The sequence below is a fragment of the Candidatus Thiodiazotropha sp. CDECU1 genome (assembly GCF_963455295.1).
In the GTDB taxonomy this organism is placed as follows: Bacteria; Pseudomonadota; Gammaproteobacteria; order Chromatiales; family Chromatiaceae; genus Thiodiazotropha.
In genome coordinates this window covers 2,216,634-2,232,598 of sequence record NZ_OY734020.1, presented here as the reverse complement: position 1 = coordinate 2,232,598, position 15,965 = coordinate 2,216,634, and the positions used below count along the sequence as shown (strand labels likewise).

1 protein-coding gene (only partly in view) is annotated in these 15,965 nt (G+C 60.6%); it reads left to right on the top strand.

Annotation, left to right across the window (positions count from 1 at the left end; all coding sequences use genetic code 11):
* Positions 1-15,965, top strand: the 3' portion of a protein-coding gene (locus tag R2K28_RS10105) for a calcium-binding protein (RefSeq protein WP_316369665.1). The gene continues 11,587 nt to the left of window position 1, outside the view; 15,965 of the gene's 27,552 nt are visible here — the last part of the coding sequence; its start codon lies off the left edge, out of view; its stop codon occupies positions 15,963-15,965.

Here is a 15,965-nt window from a genome sequence, read left to right as displayed (position 1 = left end):
CAGCCTTGGCAGATGCCAACCGGGATCGCCAAATCACATACGCCTATGACCGCCTGGGTCAGCAACGGGAACGCTTAGACGGGGAGGGCTATGTTACCCGCTGGGCCTATAACGCCTATGGTGAACTGAGCTCCCAGAGCCGTACTGTGGAGCAGGCCACGGCCGAAAACGGACTCACCGAGGACCGCGTGGTCACCGACCGCTACGAATACAACAAGCGGGGACAACTCACGGACAGCCTCCGCGACGCCTATGGCGTACAAGCAACCGAACGTGTCCGCTACGATGCCTTCGGCCGTGTGGTGGAACAGATAGACGGCGAGGGCAACCAAACCACCACCCGCTACGAAGGGGCCGGCCGCGTGATTGTGGTCACCGACCCCATCGGTCGGGAGCAACGCACCGAACTCGATGCCTTTGGACGCACCCTGGTGCAAAGAAACGGATTGGGAGAGGAGATCCACTACCTGTATGACGACGCCCAACGCAGCCTGAGTGTAACGTCACCGGAAGGGATCACCACCACCACCCAATTCAATCGCCATGGCGAAACCGTGAGCATCACCGACGGCAACGGCGAGGTCACTACGTATGAATACGACCTGGACGGGCAGTTGCGTTTTGTGCGCCAGCTGCTGGCCGATGGCAGGGAAGTGGTCAACGAGAGCAGATATGATCAGACCGGACTGTTGATCGATACCCTGGATGGCAACGGCAATCGTACCCGCTACAGCTATGACGCCGCCAACCGCACGTTGTCGCGCACCGTGGATGCTGACGGCCTGCAGCTGATTACCAGCTATGTCTACGATGCCCAGGGCAACCAGGTCGATGTGATCGACGCCAATAGCGTGGTCACCCGCACTCAATACGATCGCAATGGCCGCCAGGTCAGCGTGACGGTGGATCCCAATGGCCTGAACCTTGTGACCCATTACGCTACGGACGGGGACGGCAGCGTGGTGCGGATGCGTCAGGGTGACGCCCTGGATCCATCCCGTTACCAGACCCTCTATCGTTTCGATGGCCTGGGTCGCCGCACACAAACCATAGTGGATCCCGAGGGCCTGGCGCTGACCGACAGCCATGTCTATGACGCTGACGGCAGGGTGGTGGCGAGTCTCGACGCCAACGGCAATGCGACCCGCTTCGTCTATGACGGCGCGGGACAGGAGCGTTATCGAATCGACGCCACCGGCGGCGTGACCGAAATGCGCTACGATGCGGCGGGACGTTTGATCGAAACCATCCAATATGTTCATGAGATCGAACTTCCCGAGGGAGATTACCAGATCGGCGAGGAGCAGCTGCTCTCCGTGCTGCATAGTGACGTGGCCCTCGACCGCCATGACTATCGGATCCATGACGGTGACGGCCGCCTGATCTATTCCCTCAATACCCTGGGCGAAGTCACGGAAAACCGCTATGACGGCAACGGCCGGGTGATTGAACAGATCCGCTACGATCAATCCATCAGCGTGAATCCCGGGATGAGCGTGGCGGATGTGGCGTCAGCGCTCACCACCCTGGGCTACAGCGACACCGAATGGTTCAGCGCCCAGCGCAGCCACAGCGTCTACGACGCCCTGGGCCGGGTCCGCTTCAGCATCGATGGCCAGGGCCATGTCCGGGAGCATCAATATGATCTCAGCAGCAACCGGGTGCGCACCGTTGAGTATGACCAGGCCATCGCCTATACCCCGGGAACCGGGGAGAACGATGTCGCCGCCCTGCTGGATGCCGGCGATCCCAACAACAGAGTGGCCCAGTATGTCTATGACGGGGCAAACCGGCTGGGCTACGAAATCGACGATCTGGGTCATGTGGTGGAACACCGCTATGACGCGGTGGGCAATCGCACTGACAGCATCGGCTATGCTCAGGCCGTCACGCCCGGGGCCGCGCCCACCATCGCTGACATAGCGGCCCTGCTGCCGGCAACCATCGGCGCACAAGACCGCCATACGCACTATGCCTATGACCAGGCCAACCGCTTGACCGGCGTCACTGACGCCGAAGGTGCCGAAGAGCGTTACGAATTGGATGCGGCGGGCAACCGCACCAGCCATACGGACCGTCTTGGTCACCATACCCGATATATCTATGACAATGCCGGCCGTCAGCGCTATACCGTCGATGCGGAAGGTGGCGTTGGCGAACGGCGCTATGACGCCGCGGGCCAGCTGATCGAGACGATCCGATATGAACAAGCGGTCGATACCGGCGCTTGGGCACTCACAGTGTCTGAAGATACCCTGGCCGCCGCCCTGCAAACCGATCCGGTTCTGGATAGCCACCATTGGTACGCCTATGACGCCGCCGGTGAACTGGTTTACGAAGTCGACGCATTGGGATACGTCGCGGAACTGCGTCGTCGGGGGCAACTGGATGCGGACGGCGGTCCCACGGCTGCGGTAATCGATCATACTGTTTACGACACCCTTGCTTATGAACGGCCCATCGCCCGCGACGCTGTTATGGACCTGGCAGGCATCCTTGCCGCACTGGAGGCCGAAGGCTACGGCTCACACACTTGGTTTGAGTACGCCACTGAGGGATTGAGCCGTCAACGTAGCTTCCTCGACGCCCTGGATAGGGTGCACCTGGAGATCGACGGCGAAGGGATAGTCACTGAAACAGAGTACAACGTCCTGGGTGAGATCGTCCGGACCCGCATCTATGAACAAACGGTGGAACTCTCTCAAGCCACCTCTGAATCCGCACTTCGTGATCTACTACAAACCAATACGGTCTTCCGTGAGACCGAATACCGCTACAACACCCTGGGACAACTCACCCAGACGATCGTAGACCCCAACGGTCTGGCCATCACAGAAGAACAGCGTTACAACGCTTTCGGTGAAGTCATTCGCAGCATCGATGCCAACGGTCACAGCACCCGCTACATCTATGACGACCTGGGACAGTTGCGTTATACCGTCAACGCCTATGGCGATGTCACCGAACAGCGTTACGATGCAGCGGGGCGGGTTATCGAAACGATCAGCTACGCGGAGAATAGCCGTATCGATACAACCGGCTTGGGTGATCAGGTCAGAGAAGATCAGCTAATCTTGGCACGCACCGTCGTGGCAGAGGATCGCCATACCTGGTCGGTCCATGACCGGGTTGGCCGAGAGCGCTACCTTATCGATGATGCCGGTGGAGTGGTGGAATACCGTTTCGACGCCCAGGGCAACCCCATCGAAGAGATCGCTTACGATCGGCGCATCGACCCATCTACGGCCAAGACCGAAACGGCCCTGGCTGCCGCCTTGCAGAACCTAGGCTATAACGGCGCCAGCTGGTTCAATACCCAGCGCAGCCGGACCTTCTATGACGCTGCGGGCCGAGAACGCTATCGTTCGAACAGCGAAGGTGTTGTTGAGGAATACACCTACGACGGCCGGGGCAACCGGATACAACAGATCGAATACAACGCCACGGTCGACTACGATTTGACGACCACCCAAGGTGCGCTTAGCGCCGCGCTGAACTCGGCCGACCCGGCCAACCGGGTGAGCTGGCGCCTGTACGACGCCAACAACCGGGCACGGTTCCTGATCGATGCGGAGGGGCGAGTCACCCGGCAGACGTTCGACAACCGGGGCAATTTGTTAAGTGCTACACTGCTGGCCGATATGGATGTGCGGGCGTTAGCGTTGACGCCGGAACAGTTCACTGTCACTGGCCTGCAGCAGGAGATCAACTCCTATGTGGATTACGACAACCCGATGGCCATGTGGGGCCTGGACGAGAAAACCGGCGCCGTCCTGAGCGACCTGAGCGGTAATGGTCACGACGGGTCTTATTCTATGGATGTCTCGGGCAGTCCCAGCGGCCAGAGCGAGGTACTGACCGGTTACACAGCAGCGGCCTTGACCTATGGCGACGGGGCCATGCACTTCCGCGAAGGTCTCTCCGCTCGGGTCTCGGGCGCCGGGTTGCAGAGTAACCGGCTGACCCTGGAGAGCTGGGTGCGGTTGCCCGAGGCACCGGTCAACGGCGTCTGGACCTCCTTGATCAGCATGGAGAACGCCGGCGGCTGGTCCCTCGGATTCGACACCGTGGGGGAACTCCAATTCCGGGTGCACACCAGCCAGGGGCTGCAGACCCTCAATGCCACCACACTCGAAGTGGACAGGACCTACCATGTAGCCGCCTCCTTCGACGGCAGTGAGCTGAAGCTCTACCTCGACGGCGAGCTGGCCGCCAGTCAGACCCTGGCCTCCGCCGCCAACATCATCTATGCCGGCGGCAGCGCTGGCGCCGATCTTCTGTTCGGCGCCGAAGTCAACAGCGCCAACCAGGGCACCCGCTACCAAGCCGCCGTGCTCGACGATGTGGCGCTCTATGACCGCGCCCTGGACGCCTCGGCGATTGCCCGCCACTACGATTTTGGCGCCAACGCCCGGATCAGTCACAACGCCTACGATGCCAACAACCGGCTGGTGCGCTCCATCGACAGTGAAGGCCGGGTGGTTGAGCAGACATACGATCAGGCGGGCAATCTGACCGACTCCCAGGCCTACGCCACCCCGGTGAACTGGGATCCGGCGCTCACTACTGCTGAGCAGGCCGTCAGCGCATCGGCCGATGACCGCACGACCCAATACGTCTACGATACTGCCGACCGCCGGGTCAGGACGACCGACGCTGAAGGCTATGCCGTCGACTTTGCCTACGATGCGGTGGGCAACCGGATCAGCGAGACCCGTTATCTCGAGCGTGACAACTTCACCGATCCTGCCCTGCAGCAGGTTACCCAATACGATTTTGACCAGTTCAACCGCATGACTCGCGAAACCGATCCCCTCGGTATCGCGACCCGCTACGACTATAACGCTTTTGGCGAGGTCAGAAGCAAAGTCGAGGCCGAGGGGACTCCGGTGGTGCGTACCTGGACATACCACTACAACCCGCTTGGCCTGTTGTGGCGGGAGATCACCCCGGAAGGTGTTGAAAACCGCAACACCTACGACGCCCTGGGCCGCCTCACCTCTACGCACCAGGGATACGGCCGTGACGGCAGTGACGGCCGGGGGGCGATGCGCGAGCTTCGCTTCAGCTACGACACTATCGGTCGCCTGACGAGTGAACGCCATGCTGATCGCTCGATCACCCGCTATAGCCTCGATGCCTTCGGTCAGGTGCGCCAAACCACCGAGGCCGCCGGTAGCAGTGATGAACGTATCATCACCAGCGATTACGATCATGTAGGCAGACTCACCGACCAAACCATCGCCGCCGGCACACCCGAGGCGGTTTCCCGCCACATCGACTACGATGCCTTCGGCAACATGATCAGCGAAACCGAGGGCTACGGCAGCGCCGACGCCCGCACCACCCACTACCGTTACGACCGGCGCAATCAATTGATCGCCGAGATCGATGCCAACGGCATCACCGTCGACTATGCCTACGATGCCTTCGGCAACATCCTGACCCGCAGCGTCACCAATCGGGCCGACCAGCTGGTGCAGCAGACTGGCATGACTTACGATGCCCGCGACCGCATGCTCAGCGAGAGCAACGGCGAGGGAGAGCGCGTGGAGCGGGTCTACAACGGCGCGGACAACCTGCGCTTCGAGACCCGTGCCGCCGGCACGGCCGACGCCGTGGTCACCGAATACCGCTACGATCTGGGCAACCGCATGACCGACCGGATCGTCGATCCAGGCGGCCTGGCCGTGACCACGCACTACGCTTATGACAATTTCGATAACCTGATCAGTGAGACCGATCCCCTGGGCCAAGTCATCACATCCGACTACGATGTCATGGACCGGGTGACCCGGGTCACCGACACGGAGGGCTTCAACACCGACTTCACCTATGATGTCTTCGGCAACCAGCTCTCCATTACCACAGGGCAATATCTCGGCGCCGATCCCGACAAGGCGGCGGTCGCCATGCCGGCAACCACCCGCTTCGCCTATGACCAGCTCGACAGGCAGACCTATCAGGTGGACGCCCTGGGCGTCGTCACCCGCTATGAGTACGACCTGCGGGGCAACCGGGTGCGCCAGAGCGACGCCTATGCCGAGCTTGCGGCCGGTCTGGCTATCGACGAAGCCAACATGACCCCAATCGCCGGCACCCCGGCGCGGGTCAGTGAATATGTCTACAACCTGGCCGACCAACTGGTGGACGAAATCCAACCGGCGGGTACGGTGGTGCACTACGCCTATTCCGGTGCGGGAGACCAGGAGAGCAAGACTGTCGACTACGGTGTGGGCGATGGATTTATCAACGCCACTACCCGCTATGTCTATGATGCGGGCGGGCGGCTGCAATATGAAATCGATCCCGTCGACCGGGTCACCCGCTATGACTATGACGACTTCGGCAATGTCATCCAGGTAACTCGTGGATTGGCCCTCGATGCCCAGGGGCAACCCAGCGACGAGGTCACGGCAGACAGCCGTGTGACCCGCTTCGAGTACGACCTGGCCAACCGCCTCACCGCGGAGGTGGTCGATCCCGACGATCTGGCCCTGCGCACCGCGTTCGAATACGACGAGCGGGGCAATCAGGTCGCCATCACCGATGCCAACGGCAACCGGGGCGAGCTGGTCTACGACCGTGCCGAGCGCCTGATCTGGGAGCGCGACGGGGAGGGAAATATCGTCCGGCGCCAGTACGACGCCAACGGCAATCTCCAGACCGAGACCCGTTATGCCAACAGCGGCGCCGCGCTCAACCTCGGACAGCTGCCTGCTGTCCACAGCGCGGACCAGGCCACCATCTACACATACGACGCCAACAATCGGCTGCTCAGCCGCACCGATCCGCGGGGCGTGGTCAACCAACGGGTCTATGACGCCCTGGGCAATGTGCTCGAGGATATCCAGAACGCCACCGAGCTCTTCGATGCCCCGGCCAGGATAACCCGTTACAGCTACAACCTGGCCAATCTGAAAGAGCAGGAGACCGCGCCCAACGGCATGGTCACCCGCTACTTCTACGATGGGGTCTACAACCTGACCCGCCAGGAGGTGGACAACAGCTGGGAAGACAGCTTGAATCCGGACGCCCAGGGCGCGCCGACCCCGGTCAGCGAAACCCAGGTCACCGAATACAGCTACGATCTCAACAACCGGCTCGTGGGCCAGATCGTGGATCCGGCAGGGCTCAGCCTCGAGACCCGTTACCAGGTCGACGCCCTGGGCAACATCATCGCCGAGACCGGCCCCAACGCCTTTGCCGCCCTGACCTCGGACGAGGCCTGGGCGCAGAATCTGCGCCGGGAACTTGGCCTGGTGGAAACCAACGGTACTGTAGTGGCCGCTGCGGCGCTCACACCGGCACAGCAGCAGGCCGTCCTGGACGGGCTGACCACACGCACCTACTACGACGCGGCCGGGCAGGCGGTGATGGCGGTGGATCCCCTGGGCCATGTCCAGGAGCAGCGCTACGATGGCGTGGGCAACCGTATCGAGACCATTCAATACGCCAATGGCGTAAGCACCACCGGTCTCGACGCCCTGATACCTCCCACTGTAACAGTCGATGCCGGCAATGACCGCACTGTCACCTATCTCTACGACCGGGCCAACCGGGAGGTGGGCGTACGCTACGACGAGGTGACCTTGGCCAACGGCACCACGGCGCAACCGGAGCAGACCCGGGCCTACGACGGCGTCGGCAACGTCGTGCAGGAGATCGATGCCAACGGCAACGCCGGCTACAACTACTACGACAGCCGGGGGCAGATGATCGCCAGGATAGACGCCGAAGGCTTCATGGCAGTCTACCAATACGATCCCTTCGGCAATATGACCGAGGAGACCAACTACATCGACCGGCAGCCCCTCAGCGACGCCGAAAAGGCAATGCTGGATCTGGCCGCTTACACCCCGGCCGGGCCGAGCCGGGTGATCGAGCATCGCTATGACGACGGCAACAACCGGGTCCTGACCCGCTATCCTGTCACTGATCTCTACCGCGACGGGGTGGAGAGCCAGAACGTGCGCCTGATTGTCGATCGCAGCTTCGATGCCTTTGGCAACCTGCTGCACGAGACACTGATGCATCCGGAGGGCGAAAGCCAGGCGGCGGGCATCCACTACAGCTACGACATCAGCGGCCGCCTCACCCAACAGATCGATGCCCGGGCCGATGAGCTGTTGACCCAGGACGACGCCTACACCCGGGAACTGCGCCGCGACCTCGGCTATGAGGATGCCGGCGGAGCGGGCAAGCTGGTGGCCGAACTCAGCGCCGAAGAGAGCGCCGAGATCCGCCAGGCCTACACCACGGACAATCGCTACGACGCCGTAGGCAACCTGCATGAGCAGGTGGTCGGGGATCGCACCACCACCTATGAGTACGATCTCGCCAACCGCAACACCCGGGTCCACTTTCCGGCCTATGCCCAGGTCAACGTGCAGGCCGACGGCACCGTCGATGCTGCCCAGACCCGGCGGCCGGTGGGTGAGATGGACTACGACGCCTTCGGCAACCTGATTCGCGAGGTGAAGGTCGACGGCGAGACCATCCACTACCGCTACGACCAGGCCAATCGCCAGATCGCCGCCATCGACGGCATGGGTATCTATACCGAGTACGGTTACAACTTTGCCGGTGACCGTGTCCTTACCCATCGTTACTTCCAAGAGGTAAGCGATCCGTCGAGCAGTGCCGCTCCCGATGCCCAGGTTGAGGACCAGGTGATCGAATTTCAATACGACCGCCTGGGCCGGATGCTCAGCGAAAGCCGATTGGGCGATCCCAACGACGCCACCGACGATCGCGTCAGCAGTTTCGGCTACGACGCCAACGGCAACACCGTAACGGTGATCGATCCCCGGGGCTTTACATCGTCCGTGGATTACGACGGGCTCAACCGCATGACCCGCACCGTCTCGCCCTCCGGGGCCGTCACCACCACCAGTTACGACGGCCTGGGCAACGTGACCAACCGCGAGGTCGGCGGCTTTGATATGCCGAGTTTCAACAGCAATAGCTTCCGGGCGACCCCCACCTCCTCGGGCGCCCTGTTGCGATGGAGCACCAACCGCGCAAGCAGCGGCACTGCCTATATGCGCCGCCAGGGCACCACTCAGTGGCAGCCCTTCACCGATCCGACCCAGCTCACCACCGCTCACAGCCTCGAGATCGACGGGCTCGAGCCGAGTACCGCCTACGAATACTACATCGTCGCCCAGGATACCTTCGGCTACAGCATGACCACCGAGATCCAGCAGTTCACCACTGCCGACCGTGTGGACAATGTCATGGTGGAGAACCTGACTGAATCCGTTGCCGGCAACAGCGCCGACATCCGCTTCAGCCTGCCGGCGACGGTCACGGGCCTGCAACTGCTGGTCGGCGTCGAAGGCAACTATCCGGGTGAGCTGGCCTTTGTCCAGTACCACACCCCGGTCAGCCAGGGCGGCGACGACTATCAAGTCTCGGTCAACTTCTCGAGCGCCCCCGCCGACACCCTTTTCCAACTGCAGTGGGTAGACAGTGCGGGGAACTTTGTCGAAACCCGTCCGGTGACTATCCAGCAAGAGCAGGATCTGCTGATCTTCGACGGTCAGATCACCACCGAGGAGGGGGACACCGCCGGGGCCTACGACATGACGGTGGAGTGGAATCTGCCGCCGGAACGGGTGCAGAGCTATCAGTCCGCCACCGGCACCCGCCACCAGGTCTATGTGGACCTGATCGACAGCAACGGCGACGGCGGCGACCGCCTGCAGCAGGAGGCCACCCTGGACGCATCGGGGCGCTTCACCATCACCCTGGAGAATCTCACCAACGGCCCACGTACCCTGCAGCTCTTCTACATCACTCCCGACGGTGAGATGGTCTACACCGATCCGCTCAGCTTCGCCACCCTGCACAATCTGGATGTGCGTTACCAGCGCCTGGCCCTGAGCTTCCCCGATCTCGATACCGAGGGGGCCAGCCTTGATTTTCGCTATCGCCTGGTGGGCGATACTGCCTGGCAGATCATCCCGAATTCAGCCATCAACGGCTTGAGCGTCGATATGCTGGGGGTCAGCGAGGGGGATTACGAGTTCGAGGCCGACCTGACCATCGAGGGCGAGCTGGCGCGCACCAGCAGCGGCACCTTCTCCCTGCGGGAGCCCGGGCAGCTGCAGAACCTGCTCGATCTGCCTCTGGTCAGCAACGCGGCCGACAGTGAAAACACCGGCCTCAACATCAATTTCAGCGTCGACGGCACCATTGTCAGTCTCAGCAGTCCGGGGCTGCTACCCCTGAGCGCGGGCGAGAGCCTCAGCGTCACCGCCACCAACGGCAGCGGCCAGTCAACCAACCTGGCCTTCACCGACCAGCAGATCGATACCTCCGTGCTGGCACCAGGCAACTACACCCTGCGCATCCACAAGCAACACTACGATAGCGCCACCGCCACCACCACGGTGCTCAACGACATCAGCGCCAACCTGACGGTCCAGGGTCCGCTCAACTACACTCAGGACGAGAACCTGCTGAGCTTTACCGAGCTGCTGCCCCTGGGGGCCAACGACAGCTTCAGCCTGTCGGTCACCAACAGCAGCAACCAGACCACCAGCTATCCCTTCGACGATGCCACCTTCGACGTCACCCAGCTTGCCCCAGGCGACTACACCCTGAGCATCCAGAAAACCACCGTCGTCGGTGCGGACACCCTGGTGCTGCACGACATCATCGCCGATCTGATCGTCAGCCCGATCACCCTGACCCAGGCCGAGCAGGTCAGCCTGACAGGCAACCGCATCCTCACCAGCCTCAACCGGGATGCCATCGTGGCCGACAACAGCACGGTCACCACCAACGGCAGCTACGTACCCAGCGAATACCTCCACAGCCACTACGACGAGATGGGCCGCAAGCTCTTCTCCAATGAGAACGGCGGCATCTGGACCCGCTACTTCTACGACGCCCAGGGCAACGTCACCCGGGAGGTGCAGTTCAAGTACCGCGACCCGGCCACCGGCGAGTTCATCGACGCCATCCAGAACCTGGTCAATCCCACCCTGGCCCAGCTGGAGACCAACTACCAGGCCGCGGTGGCGGCCCACGACAGCGCCAACGGGGTGGATACCATCCGCGAGATCACCCGCCGCTACGACGCCGCGGGCAACCTGCTGCAGGAGAACCAGCACTCCGACAGCTACGGCGTGCTCACCAGCGAGTGGCAATACGATGCCCACGGCAACCAAGTGCAGGAGATCACATCCAAGGGGGTCAGCGGTGAGGAGCAGCGCACCCGCTACGTCTATGACGCCATGAACCAGCTCACCCTGGTCAACTTCGGGCCCTATACCTTCTACGACAGTGACGGCGTTGACCATACCCGGGTGGTCACCCAGCGATTCACCTACGACGGCGGTGGCAACCGCACCACCCAGACCAACCAGCGCGGCCACACGGAACGCTACTACTACGATACCCACAACCGCCTCATAAGCCAGTGGGATCTGGCCGGAACCCTGCGTACCGACTATACCTACGACAGCTTCTACCGTGTCGAACATAAAACCCAGGTTGAACTCGACAGCAACGGAAACGATGGCCGTACACGTCTTGTCTCTCTCTACTACAACCACTACGACGAACTGATCCGCATCACCGATCCGCTTCTCAAGGAGACCCATATAGCCTACGACGCCTCGGGCAATCGCATCTCAGAGACCGACGCCAGGGGCAACACCGAGCACTTCAGCTACGACGGCGAGAACCGGGTCATCGGCCGCATCGACCGCGCAGGCCAGCGCTGGACCACCGCCTACAACGCCCTGGGCTACAAGCTGCTGGAGGTCGACGGCGCCGGCCGCACCACCCGTTATGACCTGGGCCGCTTCGGCCAGGTCCACGGCATGACTGTTAGTGGCGGCGACACCGCCCATCGCCAGGGCAACAGCGTCCACGACGAGGAATACACCCTCAACTGGCAGGGCAGTCAGGTGGCGGTCACCGACAACTACGACAAGGAGATCTACTTCACCTACGACGACGCCGACCGTCTGCGGCGCATCCAGGATGTCACCACAGGCAAGATCAGCGACTACAGCTACAACGCCAGCGGCCAGCGCATCCACGAGGTACTCAACATCAATGGCACCGAGGTGCGCAACCAGAGTTTCGGCTACAACCAGCGGGGCTGGCTCAGCAGTGTAAACACCCAGATCAACTACACCGACGCCGGCGTCAATCTGAACCAGGCCTTCCATGCCTTCTATCACTACGATGAGCTGGGCAACCGGGTGCAGAGCAACGACCATCTCTACAGCTACGACGCCAACAACCGCATGACCAATGCCTACGACGGGCGCAACGAGGTGGTGATCAACGCCATCGAGTACGACGGCTTCGGCAACCGCACCCGCATCAGCAGTGCCGCGGGTAGCGTCACCTATACCTATGATCTCAACAGCCGGGTCACAAACACCAGCGAAGGCGAGAGTTGGGTCTACGACGACGTCGGCAACACAACCCAACACAACAAGGTCGGGGGCGAGTACACCACCAGCGAATACGACGGCGAGAACCGCGTCATCGAAAGCTTCAGCCACAGTCGCGACGATGATGGCGACTGGTCCGATTCCACCACCTACATGGAATACGACGGTGCGGGTAATCTGGTCAACACCCAGGTGCGCGCCGACGACTACGGCTTCGACGAGATGGCCTATTACGACGTACGCTACAACGTGCAGCGCAAGCACATCACCAACTCCTACGTGGAAGGGGCCAAGTACCTCTACGGCGACGCCTACTTCACCTATGACGAGAATGGCCAGCTGACCTATGTGGACCGGGGGCGTAAGAAGGGGGCTACACGCAACAGTGCCGCAAGCTTTGTCTATGACAACCAGGGCCACATCATCTCCCGCACAGAGCTGCCCACCGATGCCTACAACACCGAGTTCCTGCGCGGCTACTACACCGATCCGGATCAGGCTTACGAAGAAGACGCGAGCGGGTTCTACCACACCACTCTCGCCGAACAGACCCGCAATGCAGTCTTCGGTTGGGGTAAAGAGTCCGGAGAGCTTGGGCTGACAGGCTATGTCTACGCCAACGGCAACCAGGTGGGCGAGGCCTCGGCCACCGAGACCGTCGAGCTGAAACGCCTGACCCTGCAGGTGGCGAGCAATCAGACCACCGACCAGGCGACAGGCGAAATCCTCGGCAACTGGGTGGATGTCCTGCCGGCGGATATCGTCACCACTGCCGGTGGTGCCATCGACACCGCGCAGACCGCGCGCAACCTGGCAAGCCGGGTCTACGCCGGCTTCAGCACCCTCGGCACCAACGCCCAGGCAAATGTCGTTGCCTATGTACAGGGCCAGATCGAGACGGTCCTCGGCAGTCCGCTCAACACCGACCTGACTCTGGTATCGCTCCACAACTACATCGACACCACCGACGTGGTCTCCGGCGATCAACAACTGATCACCGATTACGCCTACCAGGTGGTCGGCGGCGACGAGGGCCTGCCCAGCGGAGTGGTGAGCCAACATGTGGTGCGGGCGGGCGAGTCGCTGCAGAGCATCTCGGCGGCCTACTATGGCAGTTCCGCCTTCTGGTATCTGATTGCCGAGGCCAATGGGTTGGACGGGACCGAGGAGCTGCAGGCGGGGACCACGCTGAGTATTCCGAATGTTGTGGCCAACAGTGCCAATGAGAAGGATAGTTTCAAGGTTTATAGCGAGTCGGAGATTATCGGCTCGAGCAGTCCCGAGGTTCGGGTTAAGCAGAAGAAACGGAGCTTTTTTCAGCGGTTGGTGCAGATCGTCATTGCGGCGATCATTATCTATGTCGCAGTAGTCCTTGCACCGCAAGTCGCCGGTAAAGTCGCTGGTTATGTGGTTGAAGCTGTAGGTTCCACACTACTTGCCGGCGCTGCAGCGACAGCTGCCGTTTATGGCGTCGGCGTAGCGACTTCCGCCGTGACCCAGGGTTTAGCCATTGCAGCGGACTTGCAGGAGGAGTTTGACTGGAAAGCCGCCCGCGAGATGGGGAAGAACTTTGCGATTGGCAATGAAATCGCCGGCTTGAGCGCAGTAGCCGGTGCTGGAAATACGGTTGGAGCCGTCCTGTCGCGTGGTGCCATTGAGGTGGGCCGGCAGTACATCCAGAACGACGGTAAGATCACCAACTGGAGCGGCGTGGCGCTGGCGATGGTGGGAACCAAGGTGGACCCAGGGAGCCAGTGGGCAAGTACCCTGAGCGACATCAACAAAAACCGCAGGGTGCTCGGCGCCGGACTGAGCGTGGTGGAGAAGTTCGCGCGAGGCAAGGATGTCAACACCCTGGATTGGACCAATGTGGCGGCAACGGCGATAGCTGGGCAAGGTGGCGTCGGGCACTATGCCGATCAGACGGGCGCCCTCCAATGGTCGACGATCGCCCGGGATGCTCTGATCTCGGGTGGGTTATCACTGGCTGTGGGTCAGCGATTCGGGTCTGATCAGGCGGCGGAGTTCTTCGGCAGTCAGTTGGGTTCGATTGCTGCCGGTGTGGCGGGTGAGTTGAATACGCTGGACAGCTATCGTTCCCAGCTGGGGCAAGCGGCGATTAATGCTGTATTCAATAGCCATGATAGTCCTTATCAGCGGCAGCAGGCGTTGAGTCAGAGGGCTAGGGAAAGGCATCAATTACTGCAGGGTAAAACGCAGACTGTGGCTGAGGTACAACAGGGAGATGATGTTTGGCAGGTGGATCTGCCGGATGAGTTGGACTGGCGTGATGGGCATACTACAGCGGATGTGTTTGATCCGAATTTGCAAGTGGACACCGGCTGGGGTAGTGTTCTTGGTGGACCGGATGGGATGACCTTTTCGGATGAGATGCGCCAGGAGTTGGGGGCTGCGTTCCAAACAACGCCGGCGGATTTTGCAGCCCTTGAAGTTGATGACCCAACAATACTACCAGCGGGTTTTCCGGTGGGTGAGGCGTCGGATGCTGAGTTACAGGATGTGTTGTTTGGACCTGTCACGCCTGGAGCTGATGGCAGTAATACAGGCGGTGTAACTTCTCTTGAGGGTATTGTAGTAACCCCCAGCAATACTGGTTCTGGTTTACAGGTGGATTACGGCTTTCTACCTCAGCAGGGAATTGACATGGGGGAACCCATGACAAATGTTGCGGGAGCTGTTTCAGTTGATGACGATCCTTTAGGAGTAAGTGCTGCTGGGGTCGAGATAGGGCCGCGCATTGGCGTAGGCGACTACGCATTGACGATCGGTGGCGTTGGATGGGGCTTGGTTAAGGCTACCGCTACCGGGCTTTGGAATGCGGGCGCTGCCATATTTGGTCCCTCGGAAAGACTTCAAAATCTGGATAATGTGGAATATGCGGGTGGCATTGATGATTATGAAGCGTACCCGATTGAGCCAGGTTTAAGTTGGGAGGCGATGGGTGATTCGCTAAAGGCACAGATCGCACAGTCAAGTGAAAATGCTCGGATTGCCAGGGCCAACAGAGATTATTTTTCGCTTGGGATGGCCTATTCTGAAAATCCTTTGATGCAGATGAGTGGCCTGGGCGACATGGCCGTTTTTGGTACGCTCAACAAGTTTAGTAAGCTTGCTCCAAACAACAGTGCACTGAGCTCAATGAATAGCTCAAACCTTGGGATGAGCATCGAGAAGGCATCTCCGGAGCTAATTGAGAACGTTAGTCGTCGTAGAGATGTTGTATTTGCAAAACCTGGTTCTGAAGAAGCGGCTTATCTTGAATGGATTGGTGCTGAAGCGAATGTAGGTGGTGAAGCATATACTCATATTTTACTTCGTGAAAACCCAGGTAAGGCAGCGGTTCTAGAAGAATTCTTGCATGGTACTCAAGCTAAGTTAGGAATAATAGATCGGCTTGGTCCTAGAGGAATGGGAAGCGCTGAAACACATGTAAAAGATTTTATGATTCGACACCAAAAAATGCTTGGATTAGGTAATGAAGATATTAAAATCCTTAAACAGCTACGCGATGCAGGCTTGTAA